Below are 23,244 nucleotides of genomic sequence, written 5' to 3' on the forward strand. Positions count from 1 at the left end.
GCTTCCGCTGCTCGACGGTTGGCTAAACCAGCAAGAAGCTTTCCACCTACCTTATTCCATTTCTGTAATTCAACGGGTACGGCTTCATAATCGCCTTGATTAAGTTTTTTCAAAAGGCTCGACTTGCAAAAGGCTGCTGTTATATTATATCAATACGTGTTATAATAAAGAATTCAAAATAAATAAGTAAGGAGTTATTTTATTATAAATTTAAATTTTATTCTTATAAAAAAATCGATACATGTGTATTTTCATAGAATAAGTTTATGAAAATAAGTAATAGTTCTGAAATAATAAAGATATTTTTTAAACAGAATGTTGTTCTGCCATTTCTACAAGCTGCATCATAATTGTTGTCGCTCCAATAAGTCTTTCATCAACGCTAGCCCAATCTCGAATAAGAGCGATACTTTGATCTGGACGAATTTTTGCCATTGAACCTTGTTTTCCTATCCACTGAACAAGAGCAACGCTATTTGTGAAATAGTTATTACGAAACTGTATAACAATCCCCTTTGGTCCTGTATCTAATTTCTCTACATGCGCTTTTCGACACAATGTTTTGATATGAAAGACTTTAAGGATGTGTTGAACTTCAAGGGGTAAAGGACCAAAGCGATCGATTAACTCTGCTGCGAATTCATCAATTTGTTCTAAATTCTTAAGTTCTGTCAAGCGTCGGTAAAGCCCCATACGTAATGATAAGTCAGGAACAAAACTTTCTGGTATCATCACTGTTGTACCAAGTGAAATTTGAGGAGACCATTGTTTATCCTCACTTTGCTCTCCATCTTTTAATTCAGTAACAGCTTCCTCAAGCATTTTTTGATAAAGTTCAAAACCAACTTCTTTGATATGTCCTGATTGTTCTTCTCCTAAAAAGTTGCCTGAACCACGAATATCCATATCGTGGCTTGCTAATTGAAATCCAGCGCCCAGTGTATCAAGAGATTGTAACACTTTAAGACGACGATCAGCTGCAGGCGTTAAAACTTTACCAGAAGGAAATGTAAAGAGTGCATAAGCACGTTGTTTTGAGCGCCCTACCCTTCCTCGTAACTGATAGAGTGCAGAAAGACCGAACATTTCTGCACGATGTACAATTAATGTATTGGCTGTTGGAATATCAAGACCGGATTCAATAATGGTTGTCGATAGCAAAACATCATATTGCCCATCATAAAATGCATTCATAATATCATCAAGTTGCCCAGCCGGCATTTGTCCATGGGCCACAACGAATTTGAGTTCTGGCACATGTGTTTTGAAATATTCTTCTACAAAAGCTAAATCAGAAATACGAGGACATACATAGAAACTTTGTCCACCACGATAATATTCTCGAAGCAGGGTTTCTCGTATAACAAGTGCATCAAACGGTGAAATAAAAGTACGAACCGCCATTCTATCAATGGGGGGTGTTGTTATTAATGAAAGTTCACGTACCCCTGATAATGCTAACCCTAAAGTGCGTGGTATAGGGGTTGCTGAAAGTGTGAGAACATGTATATCACTTTTAAGCTCTTTTAAACGCTCTTTGTGTTTTACACCAAAATGTTGTTCTTCATCAATGATAAGAAGCCCTAACCGTGAAAAATTGACTGCATCACTTAATAATGCATGGGTTCCAATGACAATATCGATTGTACCATCTGAAATACCTTTTTTAACTTGTGCAAGCTCTTTCGTTTTTACAAGCCTTGAAGCATGACCAATTTTAACTGGCAATCCTTGAAAACGCGAAATAAACGTCTTGTAATGTTGACGTGAAAGCAACGTTGTCGGTACAACAACAGCAACTTGATATCCATTTAATGCTGCAACAAAAGCACTTCGTATGGCTACTTCGGTTTTTCCAAAACCAACATCACCGCATATCAAGCGATCCATCGGTTTGCCTGATGCTAAATCGTCCAAAACAGCATCAATTGCATTCATTTGATCTTCCGTTTCTTCATAGGGAAAGCAAGCAACAAACTCATCAAATAGTCCAGTTGGTGGAAATACAGCAGGTGCAGCACGTGTCATACGCTCTGCAGCTATACGGATTAATTGCCCTGCCATTTCCAACAAATGTTTTTTAAGCCGCGCTTTACGTGCTTGCCAAGCAACACCCCCTAATTTATCTAAAGTTACCTCTGTTCCTTCTGAACCATAACGTGAGAGAAGCTCAATATTTTCAACAGGTAAAAAGAGGAGATCACCTCCAGCATATTTAATTTCAAGGCAATCTCGTAAAATTCCAGTGGTTGTGATGGTTTTAAGACCAACAAATTGGCCAATACCGTGGTCGATATGCACAACAATATCACCAGAATTTAAAGCAGAAATTTCAGAAATAAAATTTGTATTATTCTTACGCCGCTTTGGTGATCTGATGAAGCGATCACCTAGGATATCCTGCTCTGCTATAATAGCTAAATCTTCAGCCTCAAAACCATGTTCTATCATGATAACAGCTGCTAATATATGATCTCGTGGTGTTGCTTTGACAGTTTGCAAGGATTTTACAACATCTATTTTTTTCAATCCATGCTCATCAAGAACTTGTATCAAACGATTGAGAGACCCTTCACTCCAACACGCTAAAAGTACTTTTTTGCCAGCAGTGCGTAAAGAGGCGATATGATCAATAACACTTGAAAAAACATTTTTTTCTTGCGCATTACGCTCTTTTACAAAATCATATCCCTGTTTAACATTGGTGTGAATAACTGTTTGTTCCAAACTTTGTGGAATATTAAAAGGTGAAAAATCAATACGCTGTGAAGATTGTTGCACACATTCCAAAACACGCTCTGGCGTTAAATAAAGAAGACTAGGGTCTATTGGATGATAAGAAGTAGAAATTTCTTTATCATTTTCGCGCTCTTTACGCGCATTATAATAGTCTTCAATAAGGCGATAGCGCTCAATGAAAACTTCTTCTATAAGATGCTCAAAAACAAGCGGTAGGTTGCCACAATGGTCAAAAAAAGTGTCAAGGTTTTCATAAAAAAAAGGAAGCCAATGTTCCATACCGGCAAAACGCCGACCTTGAGCAATTGCTTCATAAAGCATGTTATTTTTTTGTGATACACCAAATGTACGGGTATAATTGCTTTTAAATCGGCTGATGCGTTCTGGTGTAAGAACAACCTCACTCATTGCCTGTAATAAAAGTTCAGTTTTTTGACGTGTTGTCCTTTGACTTTCTGGATCAAATACGCGGATACTTTCCAGGGTATCTCCAAAAAAATCAAGACGTAAAGGTTCAACATCCATAGGAGAAAAGATATCAAGTATTCCTCCTCTTACAGCAAACTCACCAACATCACGGACAACCGTAACGCGTTCAAAACCATTGGTTTCTAGGAATTGAATTAGATTCCCCATGTTATTGCGTTGGCCAACATGTAAGTGAATAAGCTGAGCTTCTATCATTTCACGAGGAGGCAACTTTTGCATAATTGCATTTGCTGTTGTTAATATAATTGCAGGATGTGGATTTTGACGTAAATTTGCTATGCGTGCCAATGCTGATAGTCGACGAGCCATGACAGCAATTCCTGGTGATACGCGATCATAAGGCAAACAATCCCATGCAGGAAATTGAAGTACGGGTAAATTGGGTTCAATAAAATTTAAAACTTGTTGTAAATGCGCAATTTTTGTTCCGTCATGAACAACATAGAGGAGCGGTTTACCTTGTGTAATTTCTGAACTTAACTTAGCAAGCGCAAAGGCTTCAAATCCATCAGTAACGCCATCAAAAATCATACGAACAGAACTGTTTTGGGGAATAACAATTTTTTTAAATATAGGCATTGGGATCAATAACTTAAGCAAGTACGATAATTAGCAATATCACGAAAAAGTGGACTATCAATTTCAGATGGCGGTGAAATTTCTCCAGTAATCCATGTGAGTAAATCACGATCATCAAAAGACATAATATACTCAAGCTCAGAGAGGGTTCTATCATTCATTCCAGTAATATGAGCATCGACATAATGTCCAAAAATGAGATCCATTTCACGAATACCACGATGCCATGCACGAAAAATCAAACGGCGACGACGCGCATCCAATTGATTTTTGTCATCGACAAAAACTGTCATAAAAAAATCTCCTTGAATAAAGTAATATAAACTATTCAATTTGTCGTATAAAATTTGTACCTTGCTTTTAAGGAAGTTCTATAATCTTTTGTTCTTTAAGTGTAATTCGACGATGCATTTGCTTAGCCAAAGCGTAATTATGTGTTGCAATAAGAGCAGAAAGACCAGACTGACGAACCAGAACAGATAAAGCTTGAAAGACGTAAGCTGAAGTTACTGGATCAAGATTGCCTGTAGGTTCATCGGCCAAAAGAACAGAAGGGCCATTTGCTACTGCACGTGCAATAGCAACACGTTGTTGTTCTCCTCCCGATAACTCTGAGGGACGATGGTTAGCACGATGCGAAACACGCAGATACGTCAATAATTTACGCGCACGATCTTCTGCTATGGACTTTTTTAATCCTGCTATCATTTGCGGTATCATGACATTTTCTAAAGCCGTAAACTCTGGTAGTAAATGATGAAATTGATAAACAAAACCAATATCATTTCGTCTGATAGCTGTTCGCTCACTATCAGAACGCTTTGCACAAGAAACACCTCGTAACAACACATCACCAGCTGTTGGTTTTTCTAATAATCCAGCAATATGCAGAAGTGTTGATTTTCCAGCACCAGATGGTGCAACAAGTGCCACAAGCTCTCCCCTATTAAGGATAAAATTTGCTTTATTTAAAATAATGAGCGGCTTATCACTCTCAAAAAATCGCCTTTCAATCTCTACAAGCTCTAAAATAGCTGTCATTATTCATACCTCAAAGCTTGTACGGGATCTAGCTTAGCAGCACGCCATGCTGGAATGAGAGCAGCAAGAAATGACAAGAATAAAGCCATCATAGCAACCAAGATGGTCTGTTTCCACTCAATTTGTGCAGGCAATTTTGTCAAAAAATAAAGTTGGGGATTAAAAACGTCGACATTAAATAACCAAGAAATAAAGTCTTGAATATGATTAATATTCACGGTCGCAATAACACCTAAAATTAAGCCCAATATAGTTCCAATAAAACCAATCATCATTCCTGTGATAATAAATATACGCAAAATCGCACTCTGTTGAGCGCCCATCGTGCGTAAAATTGCAATATCATGACTTTTATCTTTTACAAGCATAATCAGACCTGAAATAATATTTAAAGCAGCAACAAGAACGATCAAAGAAAGAATAAAAAACATAACATTTCGTTCAATTTGTAAAGCTGAAAAAAAAGCCTGATTGCGTGTACGCCAATCAATTAAATAAACCTGTTGATCAACTGCTTTTTCTACAACGGGTTTTATTTGATCAACGGCATCAGGATTATTTAGAAATAACTCTAAAGACTGAACTTTATCTCCTAAATTAAAAAACATTTGTGCTTCATGAAGAGGCATAAAGATAAATATTGAATCATATTCAGACATACCAACTTCAAAAATAGCAACGACTTTATAAGCTTTCACGCGCGGAGTAACGCCAAAAGGAGTCTCATCACCATCTGGAGTTATAATGCGAAGATCTCTTCCAACTGTAAGTCCCAATTTTTCTGCTAAGCCACTTCCAATTGCAACTCCTTCTTCTTTATCAAACTGAGAGAGCGATCCTAATTTAATATTTTGAGATACTGTTTTAAGCTTTTCTAAATCTTGTTTGCGCATACCGCGAACTAAAGCGCCAGAGCTTCCTTGAACGTCACCTTGAACAAGCGCCTGACCTTCAATAACAGGTAAAGCAAACTTCACGCCATTTGTAGATTCTAAAGAAGAAATAAGAGTTTTATAATCAGAAAAACCAGAATCAACTGTTTGAACAATAAGATGTCCATTCATACCAAGAATACGATTGAGAAGTTCTGTACGAAAGCCATTCATCACCGCCATAACAACAACCAGAGCAAATACGCCCAACATAATCCCAATAAGAGAAATAATTGAAATAACAGAGGCAACGGCATGTTTTTTATTGGGAATCATATAACGAAAAGCGATCATCCACTCATAAGATGAAAAAACTTTATTTTTCAGCCTTTTCATAACATTTCCTATTAAATTATAGAAAGTTGGCTGAGTACATCTTCAACCTTTAGAGATTTTTTTACACCTGTTTTGCGATCTTTAATTTCAACTTCATTTTGTGCAATGCTGTTAGGACCAACAATGATTTGCTTTGGCAAACCAATCAAATCCATGGTTGCAAATTTTGATCCAGGACGTTCATTTCTATCATCTAATAATGGGTCAAAACCAGCATCCTTTAATCCTTGATAGAGAATCTCACATGTATGTGTACATTTTTCATCATCGGGTTTCATATTGATAATCCCAAAATCGAACGGTGCCATCGACTTTGGCCAAATAATACCATTTTCATCATGAGAAGCCTCAATAGCGGCCGCAACAAGACGCGAAGGTCCAATACCATAAGATCCCATAGAGACCACATGCTCCTTTCCATCTTGTCCCATAACTTTTGCTCCCATTGGAGCAGAGTATTTAGTGCCAAAGTGAAAAATATGCCCAACTTCAATACCACGCGCTGAAAGACGATTATTCTCAGAAATTTTAGCCCACTCTTCTTCCTCATGCATTTCTTCTGTTGCTGCATAAAAAGATGTCCACTGTTTAACGATATCATCTAAAACAGCTTTATCACTAAAATCGATTGAACTATGGGGAACGGTAAGTTCAAGAAATTGTCTATCACAGAAGATAGCGCTCTCTCCCGTTTCAGCCAAAATGATAAATTCATGACTGAGCTCCCCCCCAATGGGACCTGTGTCAGCACGCATGGGAATTGCTTTTAAACCAAGGCGAAAAAAAGTGCGTAAATAAGCAACAAACATACGATTATAAGACGTTTTAGAACCCTCATAATCAAGATCAAAAGAATAAGCATCTTTCATTAAAAATTCTCGTGCCCGCATCACACCAAAACGTGGACGAATTTCATCACGAAATTTCCATTGAATATGATACAAATTAAGCGGAAGATCTTTATAAGAACGAACATATGAGCGAAAAATATCTGTTACCATCTCTTCATTGGTAGGACCATAAAGTAAATCACGTTTTTGACGATCTTTAATGCGGAGCATTTCTAAACCATAATCATCATAGCGACCGCTTTCACGCCAAAGATCAGCAGATTGGATTGTAGGCATCAATATTTCTATTGCACCAGCGCGTTCTTGCTCCTCACGAATAATTTTACAAACTTTATCAAGCACTTTTTTTCCCAAAGGAAGCCAAGAATAAATTCCTGATGTTTGCTGTCGAATCATCCCAGCACGCAACATAAAACGATGAGAAACAATTTCTGCTTCTTTAGGGTTCTCTTTTAACAAGGGAAGGAAATATTGAGAAAGACGCATTGAAATAATTAACTCCTAATCAGATCTACCATATTGAAACAATTTAACACACTCTCCATTCATCTATAGCCGCATTCTGAATACTTGCAAATATAACGATCTTATTGTTTCAAAATTTATTGTGCTCTATTCTCTATTTTTCTTATTTAGCAATAAAATAAAAATGCTTTTCTCTTTAAATAACGTAATAGGAAAATTCTTTATTTTGACCGATGTAAAAAAACTGTACAGATAGGTTTTTTTTGCCAAATGTCATGAACAGCTGCTCTTACTGCACGTCGTGTTGCCTCTCGAATAAGTTCATTATTGTTCCGTTTTAGCCGTGGGATGTTATAAACTGTATTTTCTACAATATCTAAAAGAATATCTTTCAAACTCTCCCCCTTTCCATTATTTTCAGGTAATCCGAATGTTGATAGACCTATATCCCCCAATAATTCATACTTATTATTTATATGGAGAGAAATAGTAACATGACCAGCATAACTGAGTTTGCGGCGTTCACGAATCCCTAATTCATCTTCATCCCCAATTAGGCAACCATCCTTATAGATACGTCCAACAGGAACTTGATCAACAACTTTTACAGGCTTTGGTGCGAGACGTAACATATGGCCATTTCTGATATCCATAACAGTTTGAATACCTGCTTGACGGGCTAAAGTTGCATGAGCCTTAAGATGCATTGCTTCCCCATGTACAGGAACAAGTATCTGTGGCTTTATCCAATCATACATCTGTAAAAGTTCTGAACGACGGGGATGACCTGAAACATGAACAAGAGCATCTTCATTCGTAATAATTTCAATACCCAAATCAATGAAACGATTTTGTACCTCAAGAATAGATTTTTCGTTTCCTGGAATACTTCGTGATGAATAAATAACGGTATCACCAGCGGAGAGTGCAATATTCCTCATTCCATCACGTGAAAGTTTAGCCAAAGCAGCACACGGCTCACCTTGGCTTCCTGTGACGATTAAAACAAGATCTTTTCGCGGGATGTAACCATAATCATCTTCTGTTACAAATGGCGCTAAACCATTCATATAACCAAGCTCTTGTGCAACCATAATACTTCGCTTAAGGGAACGCCCAATGACGAGTACCTTACGCCCAGAAGCTTCAGCAGCAAGAGCAATAGAACGTATCCGACCAATATTAGAAGCAAAAGTTGCTATCGCAACGCGCCCTTTAGCTTTCAAAATAATCTCAGAAAGACTGGTTTGAACCTGCTGTTCTGATGGAGATATACCATCCCGACACGCATTTGTGGAATCACAAAGTAATGCTAAAACACCTTTTTTGCCTAAAGCACGAAATCTTTTTTCATCCGTTACAGCCCCAAATGAAGGGGTATGATCAATTTTCCAATCACCCGTATGGATTACGGTTCCTAAAGACGTTGTAATTGCCAAAGAGACAGCTTCTGGTATTGAATGATTAACAGCTATAGCCTCTACAGCGAAGGAACCTACCTGAAAACAATCACCAGCTTGAAAAATATTGAGTAAAATTTTTTGAGATTCAAAATCTGCTTGCCTTTTACTTTCCAATAATCCTGCCGTAAAAGGCGTACAGTAAATTGGAATCTGTAACTTTGGCCACAAATCAAGAACGGCCCCATAATGATCTTCATGAGCATGTGTTAAAACAAGACCATGAATATTGTATTTTTCACTTTCTAGAAAACGAATATCAGGCAAAATGAGATCTGCTCCGGGTAATTCAGGTCCAGCAAAACTAACTCCCATATCAACAAGCAACCATTCACGAAAATTTTCAGGACCAAATCCATAAGCAGCGAGATTCATCCCTATTTCACCTACTCCTCCTAAAGGTAAAAAAACAAATTCATTCTCGTTGGCCGCAACCATAAACATCTCCTAAATCATTAAGATAATCTGATGATGAAATAAAACTTTATCAATTAATACGATTTGCATGAGCAGAAGCAGCTGAACCAAAATGAACATCCCCAGCTGTTATAATGGCTGTTTGACCATTATTTTGTTTTATGATGCAGTTAAAATCACTATCAAGACCATCAAAAATACCCTCGATGACTTTTTCATCATTGATTATTTTGACATGCTGCCCAAGATGAGCAGAGTATAAAAGCCATTTTTCGCGAATTATATTGCGTCCTCCTGATTTTTTCCAAAGGAGATAGTTTTTAGAAAAACACTCCGTCAAAACCGTAAATAACTGTTCTGCTTCAATATGCAAACCAATATTCTTTAAACTTGAAGTGGGATAGAGTGCGTTTTCATAATTATATTTCACATTTATTCCAATACCAATAACCAATGCATATTGTTGTGATGACAATTTTAAAATCTCGAGCAAAATTCCAGAGCTTTTCACACCTTTGAGCAAAATATCGTTTGGCCATTTTAAGCTCACAATATTGTTTGTTTGCTTTTCATCTTTTATAAATTGTTTTATTGCCTCTGCCACACTTACTCCAGCAACAAAACCAAGTTGAGCAGCAGTTTGATGCACAATATCATCAATTAACAAAAGACTAGAATAAAGGTTCCCTTTAGGACTAGACCAAGTCCTCCCTCTTCTCGCTCTTCCCTGTAATTGTTCTTGTGCAACAATCCAAAGATAACCTTGATGACCAGCTTGTGCTTTTCGTTGTGCAATGAGATTTGTTGAATCGACAGTACTGTGCAATTCAACAGTGTATCCCTGTTTTTGTGCAAAATCTGATAAAATATAAACCATATTTATTAAAACAATGCTGCTGCTGCTTTTTCTGCTAACTCAGTGAACCAAATTCCAAAAAGCATGTAAAACAAAATAAAGAAAGCAGAAAGACCAAGACAAAATTGAAGCTCATTCGATAAAGCAACAAAATGCGCTTTTGCATCATCAAACCACATAATTTTAATGACTCGCAAATAGTAAAAGGCCCCAACAACAGACGCTATCATCCCAACGACAGCGAGTGGAGTAAGTCCAGCATGGACAGCAGCAGAAAATGTATACCATTTCCCAAAAAAACCGGCCATAGGCGGTATGCTTGCTAGCGAGAACAGTTGTATTGTCATCACAACAGCCATAAACGGATTTGTCTTTATGAGACCTGAAAGATCATAAATATTCTCAACATTTCCATTATTCGAGCGCATTCCAAGAATAAAGGCAAATGAACCAATCGTCATTCCAAGATAAATAGTCATATAAAGAATAACGCTTTTTATCCCAAGCATATCTCCAGCAGATAAACCAACTAGCGCATACCCCATGTGACCAATGGAGGAATAAGCCATCAAACGTTTAATATTGCTCTGACCAATTGCAGCAAAAGCACCAAGTATCATTGATGTAAGAGCCATGAACACCAAAATTTGTTGCCATGCAGGCATAGAGCCATCAGAATGACTTAGTGGAATAAAAGTCATAACCATAAGACGAATAATGAGTGCCATCGCGGCAATTTTAGGAGCACCAGCAAAAAATGCTGTAATAGGTGTGGGCGCTCCTTCATAAACATCAGGAGTCCACATATGAAATGGAACTGCAGAAATTTTGAATGCCAAACCGGCTAAAATAAAAACAATTGCAAAAACAACCCCTAATTGTAAGTTTTCACCTTTCAAAGCAATGGCAATTTCGTGAAAACTAATTTGACCAGTAAAGCCATAAAGCAAAGAAATACCATAAAGCAACAATCCTGAAGATAACGCCCCTAAAACAAAATATTTTATACCAGCTTCAGAAGATTTTACATTATCACGATTAATTGCAGCAAGGACATATAAAGCTAAGGATTGTAATTCCAACCCCATATAAAGTGACAGCATATTGCCTGCTGAAATCATCAGCATCATGCCAAGAGTTGCGAAAAGAACAAGCACAGGAAATTCAAATACATCAAACTTTTGAGAACTGTTAAAACCAACAGACATAATGAGAGCAAAAAGTGCGCCAATAAGCGTTAAGATTTTCATATAACGACCAAAAGAGTCAATAATGAGCGCATTGGTTTGAAATAAGCCAGTCTTCGGAAAAACAACAATCATAACAATGGTTGCAACAAAAAGAGCAATGGCCAGCCCCGTTACAGTTAAAGAGGAACGTGTGTTGGAATAAACACCAATCAAAAGCAACACTATTCCTCCTAATGCTATTGAAATCTCTGGAAGAATTAAGACTAATTGTGCTATCATTTCATTTTGCATATGCATTCTTCCCTTATCTAGTGCAATTTATTGATGAGGGCTTCTACGGAAAACGCCGTTGCTTTAAGAATAGGCGTTGGATAGACACCAAAAAATATTGTTAGAATAACCATTGGATAAAGAATAAATTTTTCTCTTGAAGAGAGGTCTATAAGGACTTTTAAATTCTCTTTATCCAAAGAACCAAAAACCACACGCCGATAAAGATAAAGGGCATAGGCAGCCGATAAAATAACACCCGTTGTAGCAAAAACAACAACCAATTTATTTACTTGAAAAACGCCTATTAAGGTTAAAAATTCACCTAAAAATCCTGAACTTCCAGGTAAACCAACATTCGCCATGGTAAAGATCAAAAAAACAACAGCATATTTGGGCATGTTATTTACTAAACCACCAAACGCTGCAATTTCACGCGTATGCAAGCGATCATAGATAACGCCAACACAAAGAAATAAAGCTGCTGAAACAATTCCATGGGATAGCATCTGATAAATAGCCCCTTGTATCCCCTGTTCATTCGCTGCAAAAATGCCCATGGTCACATATCCCATATGCGCTATCGAAGAATAAGCTATAAGCTTTTTTATGTCACTTTGAACAAGTGCAACCAAAGACGTATAAATAATAGCGATAAGCGATAATGTGAAAACCAAAGGTGCAAAATCTGCTGAAGCGATAGGAAACATTGGTAAAGAAAAACGAAGAAAACCATATCCACCTAATTTGAGCAAGACACCAGCTAAAATAACAGAACCCGCTGTAGGTGCTTCTACGTGAGCATCAGGAAGCCATGTATGAACTGGCCACATCGGCATTTTAACAGCAAAAGAAGCAAAAAATGCAAGCCATAACCATATTTGCATATGAGCAGGAAACTGATAATTGAGTAAAGTCGGTATATCAAGTGTTCCTGCTTCCCAGTACATAGTCATAAGAGCAACCAACATAAGCACTGAACCGAGTAAAGTGTATAAGAAAAACTTGATACTTGCATAAACACGACGTGCTCCACCCCACACACCTATAATGATAAACATTGGAATGAGGCTGCCTTCAAAAAAAACATAAAATAATATTGCGTCAAGAGCACAAAAGACGCCAATAATCGCGACTTCAAGAAGCAGAAAAGCAATCATATAAGCTTTTAATCTCTCTTTAACATTCTCCCAACTTGCTAAAATACAGAAAGGCAAAAGAAAAGCTGAGAGAACAACAAAAAGAATAGAAATGCCATCAATCCCCATATGATAACTAATACCACTCCCCAACCAATTGAATTTTTCAACCATTTGAAAGTTTGGGTTGCTAGAATCAAATCCTATCCAAATAATTAAAGAAATAATAAAAACAAATATAGTCGTAAAAAACGCAACATTACGTATATTATTGCGCGCAGCTTCACTATCATCTTTGATAAACAAAATCAAAAGCACACCAACAAGCGGCAAAAATGTAACCGTAGAAAGAATAGGCCAATCAATCATTGGTTTACGCCCCCGATCATCATCCATGTAATGAGCAATGCAACGCCTATAAGCATCGCAAATGCATAGTGATAAAGATAGCCTGTCTGCATTCGAACAACTCTATTTGTAATATCAACAACACGTGCTGCAATCCCATTCGGACCTAGACCATCAATAATTTTACCGTCTCCTACTTTCCAAAGAAAACAACCAATTCTAAAGGTAGGACGGACAAATAAAAAGTTATATAATTGATCGAAATACCATTTTTGGTAAAGAAAGTGATACACTCCCGGCATAATACGAGCCATTTTTTTGGGAAGAGATGGAGCAACAATGTAAAATAAATAGGCCAACATAAATCCAAAAATCATTGCTACAAAGGGCGACCATTTTACCCAATTCAAAACATGGTGGGCATCATGAAGGATATGATTGTGGCTGCTTGTAAACAATGCTCCCTTCCAAAAAGTATCGTATAAATCACCAAAAAAATAAGGTTGGAAAATAACACCAGCAAATATTGCTCCAATAGATAAAATAAAGAGGGGGATCAACATCACTGGGGGCGATTCATGTACATGATGCATAACATCAACAGTTGCTCGTGGTTTTCCATGGAACGTCATAAAGATAAGCCGCCATGAATAAAAGCTTGTTAATAAGGCTGCAAAAACAAGAAGATAAAAAGCATACCCTGAAGCAATATTATGGGATGCAAAAGCAGACTCTATAATCGCATCTTTTGAGAAAAAACCCGCAGTCCCAAAAAGTGTTCCAGGAACGCCAACACCGGTCAATGCAATGGTCCCGACCATCATCATCCAATAGGTGACCTTTATATGTTTGCGTAACCCGCCCATTTTTCGCATATCTTGTTCATCAGATACAGCATGAATGACAGAGCCCGCACCAAGAAACAATAATGCTTTAAAAAAAGCATGCGTAAAAAGATGAAAGACAGCAGCTCCATAAGCTCCAACACCTAATGCAACAAACATATAACCAAGTTGAGAACATGTAGAATAAGCAATAACACGCTTAATATCATTCTGCACTAACCCCACAGTTGCTGCAAAAAATGCCGTTGTTGCTCCAACAATAATAATCACGGTCAAAGCAGTTGAAGAAAGTTCAAAAATTGGCGACATACGCGCAACCATAAAAACACCAGCCGTTACCATTGTCGCTGCATGAATAAGTGCTGATACAGGTGTAGGTCCCTCCATTGCATCAGGAAGCCAAGTATGTAAGAGAAATTGTGCTGATTTTCCCATCGCACCAATAAATAATAAAAGACATGTAATGGTAATTGCCATTTGTCCATCAAACTGCCAACCTAAAAATGTCATATTTTGTATAAAGTTATTGTTTGCAGCTTTTGCAAAAATAGAGCTAAAATCAACCGATTGAAATAAAACAAAAATACTAAATATTCCTAAGAGAAAACCAAAATCTCCAACACGATTGACGACAAAAGCTTTCATTGCAGCCTTATTAGCAGAATCGCGTTGAAACCAAAAACCAATTAACAGATAAGAAGCAAGTCCTACACCTTCCCATCCAAAAAACATTTGGATCAAATTATTGGAGGTCACCAACATAAGCATCATAAATGTAAACAAAGAAAGATAAGAAAAAAAACGGGATCTTGAGGGGTCATGATGCATATAACCAATTGAATAAATATGCACTAATGCCGAAACACTGTTTACAACAATAAGCATGACTGCTGTTAATGTATCAATATGTAAAGCCCAGTTAAAGCTTAAGCCACCAACAGTCATCCAATGTAATACCAATACATCAATTACTGGAGTATGACCAAGCGCAATACTAAAAAAAGCCACCCACGACAATATGGCAACAATCACCATAAAACTACATGTTATCAATTCACTCGCACGATCTCCTATCGTTTTCCCACCTAGTGCAGCAATGAGAAAACCCAAAAGCGGAAGAAAGACAATCGTATAATACATCACTGGTTAGCCTTTCATTACATTAACATCTTCAACCGCAATGGAACCACGATTACGGAAAAAAACGACAAGAATTGCTAAACCAATGGCAGCTTCAGCAGCTGCTACGGTTAAGACAAATAGAGCAAATATCTGCCCAACGAGATCATGAAGAAACGCTGAAAATGCAACAAAATTAAGATTAACTGAGAGTAATATAAGCTCAATAGACATCAAGATAATAATCACGTTTTTTCTGTTGAGAAAAATTCCAGCAATACCAATTGTAAACATCAAAGCAGAAACTGTGAGATAATGCGTAATATCAATATACATCTATATAGCCCCCCTTAAATACCTTTTCCTGATTCAACTTGCTTGATTTCAATGGCACTTTCTACCGTTCTAGAAACTTGCTCTGCAATAGATTGCCTCTTTACTCCTAATTTATGACGAAGTGTTAAAACAATAGCACCAATCATTGCAACCAATAAAATTATTCCAGCAATTTGAAAATAGAAAACATAATCCGTATAGAGGATATCTCCTAATGCCTGTGTATTTGTTCGCTGCGCTAAATCTGGCATTGGTTGCGTAACATGCGCTCTCAAGACTGGAGAAAAATAGCTACTTACAAAAACAACAATCAATTCTACAGCGATAATAACGCCAATAAGAGCTCCAATAGGAGCATACCGAAGAGTTCCACTCTTTAATTCAGCAAAATCGACATCAAGCATCATAACGACAAATAAAAATAAAACAGCGACAGCTCCAACATACACAACAAGCAGAATAAGCCCTAAAAACTCTGCTCCTGCAAGTAAAAATAAAGCCGCAGCATTAAAAAATGCGAGGATTAAAAACAAAACAGAATGCACCGGATTGCGTGCTGTAATAACAATAACTGCACTTGTTAGCATAATAAAAGCAAACAAATAGAAAAATGCCGCCGCTAGATCTGTTAGCATAGGCTTCTCCTTAATTATTCAAACAATTGGTATAAACTTCATACCAGATTACAATTTATCGGAAAACTATCCGACACCTCATTTAATGATACACTTAACGATAAGGCGCATCCATCAATATATTTCGAGAAATTTCTCGTTCCCAACGATCTCCATTCATTAAAAGTTTTTCTTTATCATAATAGAGTTCTTCACGTGTTTCTGTTGCAAATTCAAAATTTGGTCCCTCAACAATAGCTTCTACCGGACACGCTTCTTGACAAAAACCGCAGTAGATACATTTAACCATATCGATATCATAACGGACAGTTCTCCGTGTACCATCATTACGTCGCGGACCTGCCTCAATTGTAATCGCTTGTGCAGGGCAAATTGCTTCACATAATTTACAAGCAATACACCGTTCTTCACCATTTGGATAGCGACGCAATGCATGCTCACCGCGAAAACGCTGAGATACAAAACCTTTTTCATAAGGATAATTAATTGTGGGCTTTGGTGAAAAAAATTGACGCATAGCTAAGAAAAAAGCACTCACGAATTCCAATAGAAGAAGTGACTTTGCCGCCTGAATGAAACCTGACATCGTAAAATCTCCTCTTAAACGAAATCCGTAAATTTTAAAAAAGCAGCAGTTATCACAACCATTGCTAGTGAGAGAGGAAGAAAAACCTTCCAACCAAGCCGCATGAGCTGATCATAGCGATAACGTGGAACAAAAGCTTTAACCATAGCAAACCAAAAAAATACAAAACAGACTTTTAAAACAAACCAAATGATACCAGGAACCCAATTAAGCCACCAAACATCTAAAGGAGGCAACCAACCACCCAGAAATAGAATGGTTGTTAATGCGCACATTAAAACAATCGCAACATATTCACCTAGAAAGAAGAGCATGTAAGGCGTTGAAGAATATTCAACCATATGACCAGCAACAAGTTCAGATTCTGCTTCCACCAAATCGAACGGAGGACGGTTTGTCTCTGCAAGCGCAGAAATAAAAAATATAATAAACATTGGAAAAAGGACCAACCAATTCCAATCGAGAAAACTGTTAAAAGGAAGACCAAGAATTGTACCAAAACCATGACGTTGTTTAAGAACAATTGTTGTGAGATCTAACGAACCACTTATTAAAATGACACTCACAAGCACAAAACCAATGGAAACTTCATAAGAAACCATTTGTGCCGCCGAACGAAGAGCTCCTAAGAAAGGATATTTTGAATTTGATGCCCATCCTCCCATAATAACACCATAAACTTCAAGAGATGAAATGGCTAAAATATAAAGCAAGCCAACATTAATCTTTGCAACCTCCCAGCCCTCATTGACAGGAATAACAGCCCAAGTTGATAAAGCAAGTGTCGCTGAAACAAAAGGAGCTAAAAGAAAAACACCCTTATTTGCACCTGCAGGGATAATAGGCTCCTTAACAACAAATTTAATTAGATCTGCAAAAGACTGTAACAAACCCCATGGGCCAACAACGTTTGGTCCACGACGCAATTGTACCGCTGCCCAAATTTTTCTATCTGCGTAAAGAAGATAAGCAACTAAGATCAAAAGAACGACTAAAAGAAGCAGTGTTTTTCCAACGATAATAAGTAATGGCAACAGCCAAGTCATAAAGAAATCATACATCATTATTCCTTTTCCTTTGCCTTTACTCTACAGTTTGCGTAGCACGGTTTTTTGCAAGAGATGAACATTCAGCCATAACGGCAGAAGCACGTGCTATCGGATTTGTCAAATAAAAGTCTTTAATCATAGAAGTAAATGTTTGACTCTCTAGAGAAACCATTTTTGAACCAAGCACCTTAAGATTACTTATATCAGAAGGCACTATATCATCAACGGCACAAAGATGTGGATAATCATTAAACAAACATTGTCTTAATTGAGAAAGAGAATCAAAAGGAAGCCTTTGTCCTAAAACATCCGATAAAGCACGTAAAATAGCCCAATCTTCTTTTGCTTCACCTGGAGCAAAACCAGCCCGATTTGTCATTTGAACACGCCCTTCTGTATTTACATAAAGCCCTGATTTTTCAGTATAAGCAGATGCAGGCAAAATAACATCAGCAGCATGCGCACCATTGTCACCATGGCTACCAATATAAACTGTAAAAGCTTTTGTATCAGATAATTCTACTTCATCAGCACCAAGTAGAAATAAAACTTCACAGGTTTTTAGAATATTGGCAACCCCAAGCTTAGAAGTAAAGCCTATATCCAACCCTCCAACAGTTGATGCTGCATTATGAAGAACTCCAAATCCATTCCATGTCTCACTAAGAGCACCAATATCATCCGCTAATTTAGCAAGGTTTTTTAAAACAGATAAACCTTTATTTCCTGAAATCGCTCCCTCTCCAATAAGAATAAGAGGCCTCTTTGCTTCTCTTAAGACATTTAAAAAAGCATCCTCTCCCCGAATAAGTGTCGTTAATGTATCACTTCCAGATCCAAGGTAAGAATAAGGATAACGTAAATCAACTTTCTCTCCAATTAATGCAATAGGAAAATTTCCTATTCGTTGGCGCTTTAAAATGCGTGCATTTAAAACAGCCGCTTCATGACGTGGATTAGATCCCACAATAAGCAGAGCATCAGCCTGTTCAATACCTGCAATTGTAGGATTAAAAATATAACTCGAACGCCCAAACTCAGGCGATAAAGCAACCCCTCTTTGGCGACAATCAAAGAGCGTTGAGCCCAACGAACTCAATAATGCCTTAAGGGCGTACATTTCTTCAACAGAAGCAAGATCTCCAGCAATGGCTCCAATTTTTTCTGGAAAAATTTTAGAGATCACCATTTTAATTTTTGCAAAAGCTTCTGTCCAACTGACAGGTTGAAGCTTTCCATCTTTGCGTACATATGGCCTATCTAGCCGCTGAGTCCGTAATCCATCCCAAATAAAACGCGTTTTATCAGAGATCCATTCCTCATTTACATCTTCATTCGTGCGCGGCATAATCCGCATAACTTCACGACCGCGGCTATCAATACGGATAGCGCTGCCAAGCGCATCCATCACATCGATCGATTCCGTTTTGACCAATTCCCACGGACGGGCATGAAATGCATAAGGTTTTGAGGTTAAAGCCCCTACAGGACAAAGATCAATAACATTTCCCTGTAATTCAGATGTCATAGCTTTTTCAAGATACGTCGTAATTTCAGCATCTTCACCACGACCGATCAAACCAAGCTCAGAAATACCTGCTACTTCCGTTGTAAAACGAACACACCGTGTACAATGAATACACCGTGTCATAACAGTTTTGACAAGAGGCCCAATATATTTATCTTCTACAGCACGTTTATTTTCTGTATAACGAGAACAATCTCGCCCATAAAGCATTGCTTGATCTTGAAGATCACATTCTCCCCCTTGATCACATACTGGACAATCCAAAGGATGATTAATGAGAAGAAATTCCATAACACCTTCACGTGCTTTTTTTACCATCTCCGTATTGGTAAAAATCTCAGGCGCTTCACCGTTAGGTCCTAACCGTAAATCACGAACCCCCATAGCACAAGAAGCCTGAGGTTTTGGAGGACCACCCTTAACCTCAACCAAACACATGCGACAATTTCCAGCAATTGACAAAGATTCATGAAAACAAAAACGTGGTATTTCTGCCCCAGCTGCCTCGGCAGCCTGAAGCAGCGTGTAGTAATCAGGAACTTCAATCTCTTTGCCATCAACTTTGATATTTATCATCACCCATCCAACCTGCGGATAATCCACTTAAAATTTGCATTCGGTTGCTCTTTAAAAAATTTTCTATCCCACGACTTCCAAAGCAATATTTTTTCTTTGGACGACATTTCGCGTATATTCATCAATTCTACGTTCAATTTCTGGACGGAAATTACGAATCAGCCCTTGTACAGGCCACGCTGCAGCATCGCCAAGAGCACAGATAGTATGCCCTTCAACTTGTTGAGAAACCTCAAATAAAAGATCAATCTCGCGTTTTTGCGCTCTTCCCTCAACCATACGTCCTAAAAGACGCATCATCCAACCCGTCCCCTCACGACACGGTGTACACTGACCACAACTCTCGTGCTTAAAAAAAACAGCTATACGCCAAATTGCTTTGATAATATCGGTTGATTTATCCATAACAATCATTCCCCCTGTGCCAAAAGAAGACCCGACATCTCGCATCCCATCAAAATCCATAATCGCATCGATCATATCCTCACCACGGACAACTGGACAAGAAGCCCCCCCTGGAATAACTGCTAAAAGATTATTCCATCCACCACGAATACCACCCGTATGTTTTTCAATTAATTCACGGAATGAAACACCAAGAGCGTCTTCAAATGTACAAGGGGCGTTAACATGCCCTGAAACCATAAATAATTTCGTGCCAACATTATTCGCCCGCCCAATTGATGAAAACCACGAAGCTCCCCGCCGCAAAATTGTTGGAACAACGGCAATGGACTCTACATTGTTCACTGTTGTTGGACAGCCATAAATCCCCATATTGGCAGGAAATGGTGGTTTAAGCCGAGGTTGTCCCTTTTTTCCCTCAAGACTTTCAAGAAGAGCTGTTTCTTCACCACAAATATAAGCACCAGCTCCATGATGAATGATAATATCGCAAGCATGCCCATATTTTGTTTTTTTGCCAAGCAAACCTGCATCATAACATTCATCAACGGCAGCTTGTAGCGCTTCACGCTCACGAATATATTCACCACGAATATAAATAAAAGCAACATTGGCTCCCATAGCAAAAGTAGCGATTGCACATCCTTCAATCAAAGTATGGGGATCATGCCGTAAAATATCACGGTCTTTACATGTCCCAGGCTCTGATTCATCAGCATTGACAACCAAATAATGAGGACGCCCATCACTATGCTTTGGCATAAAGGACCATTTCATTCCGGTAGAAAAACCAGCACCACCACGACCGCGTAAACCCGACGCCTTCACCTCATCAATAATCCAATCACGACCTTTGTCAATAATCCCTTTCAGACCATTCCAATGTCCACGCGACATCGCAGCCTTTAATGATTTGTCTTTTAAACCATAAATATTGGTGAAGATACGATCTTTATCAGCTAGCATACCCCACCTTTTTTTCTATTGCCCGTAGCATTTTTAGCTTTTCCTCAAATGCAATTAAAAAAAATCTTGAAACTTTCTACTTTTAATCAAATGTTGTTATAAATGAGTGACATAATGGAATATCTTTTCAAAAAAGAATTTTACTAAGATTCCATTCCCTTATTATCCTTTTTCTTTGATCCCTTGAGAGATTTACTTTTTTCTTCATCATCAAGAAGAGATGTTAAACCACTAATTGGCTCCGACGATTTACGACTATTTTGCGGACCAACAGCTATCTCAGGACCCTTTCCTGCCTCAAATGCATCTATAATCTCTTCAAGGCGTTCAGCTGTAAGATCTTCGTAAGTATCTTTAAAAATCATAACCATGGGAGCATTAACACAAGCACCAAGACACTCCACCTCTTCCCATGACAATGTTCCATCCTGGTTGGTTGTAAAAGGTTCATGATGGATTTTTTTCTGACAAACTCTAATCAATTCATCAGAACCACGTAACATACAAGGTGTTGTCCCACAAACTTGAATATGCGCTTTTGTTCCAACAGGCTTAAGCTGAAACTGAGTATAAAAAGTAGCAACTTCTAAGACACGGATATACGCCATAGAAAGAATTTGAGCGATATGTTCAATCGCAGCACGTGTCACCCAACCATCTTGCTCTTGCGCACGCATTAATAACGGAATGACAGCCGATTGCTCACGCCCGACAGGATATTTTTCTATAGTATTTTTTACCCATACTTGATTTTCTTTTGTAAAAGAAAACTCTGCGGGCTGATAGATATCATCTGCAAGACGGCGTACGGACATTAGCGATCAACCTCCCCAAAAACAATATCAATCGAACCCAAAATAGCTGTAGCATCTGCCAACATATGGCCTCGAGTTAAAAAATCCATAGCTTGGAGATGAGCAAATCCAGGAGCACGCAACTTGACACGATAAGGCTTATTGGTTCCATCAGAAACAAGATAAACACCAAACTCACCCTTTGGAGCCTCTACAGCAACATACACTTCTCCAGGGGGCGTGTGAAACCCTTCCGTATAGAGTTTAAAGTGATGAATCAGCGCCTCCATTGAGCTTTTCATTTCGCTCCGCTTTGGTGGTACAATTTTGCGATCCAAACTCGAAACTGGTCCATTCTTTTCAGTCCCCAGTAACCGTTCTACGCATTGACGCATAATTTTAGCTGATTGACGCATTTCTTCCATACGAATAAGATAGCGATCATAACAATCACTATTTTTACCTATAGGAATATCAAATTCCATTTCATCATAACATTCATAAGGCTGACTTTTACGCAAATCCCATGGCACACCAGCTCCACGGATCATAACTCCAGAAAAACCACGTGCCCAAGCTTCATCAATACTTACGACACCAATATCTACATTACGCTGTTTGAAAATCCGATTTGGTGTCACAAGCGCATCAAGTTTACCAAGAGAAACAAGAAATGAATCAATAAAATTACCAATATCCTCAACTAAAGATTCTGGTAAATCCTGATGCACACCACCGGGGCGAAAATAATTTGCATGAAGACGAGCGCCACAGGCACGCTCATAAAAAATCATCAATCTTTCACGTTGCTCAAACCCCCAAAGCGGAGGCGTCAAAGCACCAACATCCATTGCCTGTGTCGTTACATTAAGCAAATGGTTAAGAATACGCCCAATTTCACAAAATAAAACACGTATTAGTTGCCCCCTTTTAGGAACTTCAATATCCAATAATTTTTCAATAGCAAGAACAAAAGCGTGTTCCTGATTCATAGGAGCAACATAATCTAAACGATCTAGATAAGGACCCGCTTGAAGATAGGTCTTTGTTTCCATTAATTTTTCGGTACCGCGATGCAATAATCCAATATGTGGATCTACACGCTCAACAACTTCACCGTCCAACTCTAGAACCATGCGCAAAACGCCATGCGCTGCAGGATGTTGCGGACCAAAATTGATATTAAAGTTTCGAACATTGACCTCAGCCACAATCAACCCCTTGCTTTTTTAAAAACTTCATATCAAATATTAAAAACATTAATTATTAAAAAAATGCGTTATTCTAATAGAG

18 protein-coding genes and 1 pseudogene are annotated in these 23,244 nt (G+C 38.1%); all 19 read right to left on the minus strand.

Annotated features, from left to right (window positions below; translation table 11 throughout):
• Nucleotides 1-149: pseudogene (locus ACFIMQ_RS06310) on the minus strand (lysozyme); the annotation flags it as partial.
• Between the two features lie 157 nt (nucleotides 150-306).
• Nucleotides 307-3,807, minus strand: a complete 3,501-nt coding sequence (gene mfd, locus ACFIMQ_RS06315) for a transcription-repair coupling factor (protein WP_375616283.1) — start codon at nucleotides 3,805-3,807, stop codon at nucleotides 307-309.
• 5 nt (nucleotides 3,808-3,812) lie between these two features.
• Nucleotides 3,813-4,100, minus strand: a complete 288-nt coding sequence (locus tag ACFIMQ_RS06320) for a succinate dehydrogenase assembly factor 2 (protein ID WP_375608278.1) — start codon at nucleotides 4,098-4,100, stop codon at nucleotides 3,813-3,815.
• 67 nt (nucleotides 4,101-4,167) lie between these two features.
• Nucleotides 4,168-4,848, minus strand: a complete 681-nt coding sequence (locus ACFIMQ_RS06325) for an ABC transporter ATP-binding protein (RefSeq protein WP_375616284.1) — start codon at nucleotides 4,846-4,848, stop codon at nucleotides 4,168-4,170.
• On the minus strand, nucleotides 4,848-6,116 hold the full coding sequence (locus tag ACFIMQ_RS06330; RefSeq protein WP_375616285.1) for a lipoprotein-releasing ABC transporter permease subunit: 1,269 nt from the start codon (nucleotides 6,114-6,116) through the stop codon (nucleotides 4,848-4,850). The genes ACFIMQ_RS06325 and ACFIMQ_RS06330 overlap by 1 nt, the downstream gene beginning before the upstream one ends.
• Before the next feature lie 11 nt (nucleotides 6,117-6,127).
• Nucleotides 6,128-7,453, minus strand: coding sequence for a proline--tRNA ligase (proS, locus tag ACFIMQ_RS06335; protein WP_375616286.1), 1,326 nt, complete (start codon nucleotides 7,451-7,453; stop codon nucleotides 6,128-6,130).
• A gap of 200 nt (nucleotides 7,454-7,653) precedes the next feature.
• Nucleotides 7,654-9,330, minus strand: a complete 1,677-nt coding sequence (locus tag ACFIMQ_RS06340) for a ribonuclease J (RefSeq protein WP_375703624.1) — start codon at nucleotides 9,328-9,330, stop codon at nucleotides 7,654-7,656.
• Between the two features lie 49 nt (nucleotides 9,331-9,379).
• Nucleotides 9,380-10,192, minus strand: a complete 813-nt coding sequence (locus tag ACFIMQ_RS06345; protein WP_375703636.1) for a biotin--[acetyl-CoA-carboxylase] ligase — start codon at nucleotides 10,190-10,192, stop codon at nucleotides 9,380-9,382.
• A complete protein-coding gene (gene nuoN, locus ACFIMQ_RS06350) occupies nucleotides 10,192-11,646 on the minus strand; it encodes an NADH-quinone oxidoreductase subunit NuoN (RefSeq protein ID WP_375616288.1) in 1,455 nt (484 codons plus the stop codon). The genes ACFIMQ_RS06345 and nuoN overlap by 1 nt, the downstream gene beginning before the upstream one ends.
• Before the next feature lie 17 nt (nucleotides 11,647-11,663).
• Nucleotides 11,664-13,133: an NADH-quinone oxidoreductase subunit M gene (locus ACFIMQ_RS06355; protein ID WP_375616303.1), complete on the minus strand. Its 1,470-nt coding sequence runs from the start codon at nucleotides 13,131-13,133 to the stop codon at nucleotides 11,664-11,666.
• On the minus strand, nucleotides 13,130-15,097 hold the full coding sequence (gene nuoL, locus ACFIMQ_RS06360) for an NADH-quinone oxidoreductase subunit L (RefSeq protein WP_375703637.1): 1,968 nt from the start codon (nucleotides 15,095-15,097) through the stop codon (nucleotides 13,130-13,132). The genes ACFIMQ_RS06355 and nuoL overlap by 4 nt, the downstream gene beginning before the upstream one ends.
• A gap of 6 nt (nucleotides 15,098-15,103) precedes the next feature.
• A complete protein-coding gene (nuoK, locus tag ACFIMQ_RS06365) occupies nucleotides 15,104-15,412 on the minus strand; it encodes an NADH-quinone oxidoreductase subunit NuoK (RefSeq protein WP_015856359.1) in 309 nt (102 codons plus the stop codon).
• Between the two features lie 14 nt (nucleotides 15,413-15,426).
• Entirely contained in the window at nucleotides 15,427-16,047 is a 621-nt protein-coding gene (locus ACFIMQ_RS06370; RefSeq protein WP_375608285.1) for an NADH-quinone oxidoreductase subunit J, read from the minus strand.
• 94 nt (nucleotides 16,048-16,141) lie between these two features.
• Entirely contained in the window at nucleotides 16,142-16,633 is a 492-nt protein-coding gene (gene nuoI / locus ACFIMQ_RS06375) for an NADH-quinone oxidoreductase subunit NuoI (protein ID WP_019223540.1), read from the minus strand.
• 14 nt (nucleotides 16,634-16,647) lie between these two features.
• A complete protein-coding gene (gene nuoH, locus ACFIMQ_RS06380) occupies nucleotides 16,648-17,694 on the minus strand; it encodes an NADH-quinone oxidoreductase subunit NuoH (protein WP_375616305.1) in 1,047 nt (348 codons plus the stop codon).
• 22 nt (nucleotides 17,695-17,716) lie between these two features.
• Nucleotides 17,717-19,786: an NADH-quinone oxidoreductase subunit NuoG gene (gene nuoG / locus ACFIMQ_RS06385; RefSeq protein ID WP_375616306.1), complete on the minus strand. Its 2,070-nt coding sequence runs from the start codon at nucleotides 19,784-19,786 to the stop codon at nucleotides 17,717-17,719.
• Nucleotides 19,787-19,849: 63 nt separating this feature from the next.
• Nucleotides 19,850-21,157: an NADH-quinone oxidoreductase subunit NuoF gene (nuoF, locus tag ACFIMQ_RS06390; RefSeq protein WP_375703625.1), complete on the minus strand. Its 1,308-nt coding sequence runs from the start codon at nucleotides 21,155-21,157 to the stop codon at nucleotides 19,850-19,852.
• A 143-nt stretch (nucleotides 21,158-21,300) separates the two neighbouring features.
• Nucleotides 21,301-21,972: an NADH-quinone oxidoreductase subunit NuoE gene (gene nuoE / locus ACFIMQ_RS06395; protein WP_375703626.1), complete on the minus strand. Its 672-nt coding sequence runs from the start codon at nucleotides 21,970-21,972 to the stop codon at nucleotides 21,301-21,303.
• Nucleotides 21,972-23,162, minus strand: coding sequence for an NADH-quinone oxidoreductase subunit D (locus ACFIMQ_RS06400; RefSeq protein ID WP_375616291.1), 1,191 nt, complete (start codon nucleotides 23,160-23,162; stop codon nucleotides 21,972-21,974). The genes nuoE and ACFIMQ_RS06400 overlap by 1 nt, the downstream gene beginning before the upstream one ends.
• Nucleotides 23,163-23,244 lie beyond the last annotated feature (82 nt).

It is taken from the genome of Bartonella sp. AD13SXNS (assembly GCF_042196465.1).
GTDB lineage: Bacteria > Pseudomonadota > Alphaproteobacteria > Rhizobiales > Rhizobiaceae > Bartonella.

Coding starts and splice junctions, on each gene's coding strand:
- nuoI (WP_019223540.1), bottom strand. CDS start 16,633: ATGTCAGGTTTCATTCAGGCGGCAAAGTCACTTCTTCTATTGGAATTC.
- ACFIMQ_RS06325 (WP_375616284.1), bottom strand. CDS start 4,848: ATGACAGCTATTTTAGAGCTTGTAGAGATTGAAAGGCGATTTTTTGAG.
- nuoE (WP_375703626.1), bottom strand. CDS start 21,972: ATGTCCGTACGCCGTCTTGCAGATGATATCTATCAGCCCGCAGAGTTT.
- ACFIMQ_RS06355 (WP_375616303.1), bottom strand. CDS start 13,133: ATGATTGATTGGCCTATTCTTTCTACGGTTACATTTTTGCCGCTTGTT.
- ACFIMQ_RS06320 (WP_375608278.1), bottom strand. CDS start 4,100: ATGACAGTTTTTGTCGATGACAAAAATCAATTGGATGCGCGTCGTCGC.
- ACFIMQ_RS06330 (WP_375616285.1), bottom strand. CDS start 6,116: ATGAAAAGGCTGAAAAATAAAGTTTTTTCATCTTATGAGTGGATGATC.
- nuoH (WP_375616305.1), bottom strand. CDS start 17,694: ATGTATGATTTCTTTATGACTTGGCTGTTGCCATTACTTATTATCGTT.
- nuoK (WP_015856359.1), bottom strand. CDS start 15,412: ATGTATATTGATATTACGCATTATCTCACAGTTTCTGCTTTGATGTTT.
- nuoN (WP_375616288.1), bottom strand. CDS start 11,646: ATGCAAAATGAAATGATAGCACAATTAGTCTTAATTCTTCCAGAGATT.
- proS (WP_375616286.1), bottom strand. CDS start 7,453: ATGCGTCTTTCTCAATATTTCCTTCCCTTGTTAAAAGAGAACCCTAAA.
- ACFIMQ_RS06370 (WP_375608285.1), bottom strand. CDS start 16,047: ATGCTAACAGATCTAGCGGCGGCATTTTTCTATTTGTTTGCTTTTATT.
- nuoG (WP_375616306.1), bottom strand. CDS start 19,786: ATGATAAATATCAAAGTTGATGGCAAAGAGATTGAAGTTCCTGATTAC.
- nuoL (WP_375703637.1), bottom strand. CDS start 15,097: ATGTATTATACGATTGTCTTTCTTCCGCTTTTGGGTTTTCTCATTGCT.
- mfd (WP_375616283.1), bottom strand. CDS start 3,807: ATGCCTATATTTAAAAAAATTGTTATTCCCCAAAACAGTTCTGTTCGT.
- nuoF (WP_375703625.1), bottom strand. CDS start 21,157: ATGCTAGCTGATAAAGATCGTATCTTCACCAATATTTATGGTTTAAAA.
- ACFIMQ_RS06340 (WP_375703624.1), bottom strand. CDS start 9,330: ATGGTTGCGGCCAACGAGAATGAATTTGTTTTTTTACCTTTAGGAGGA.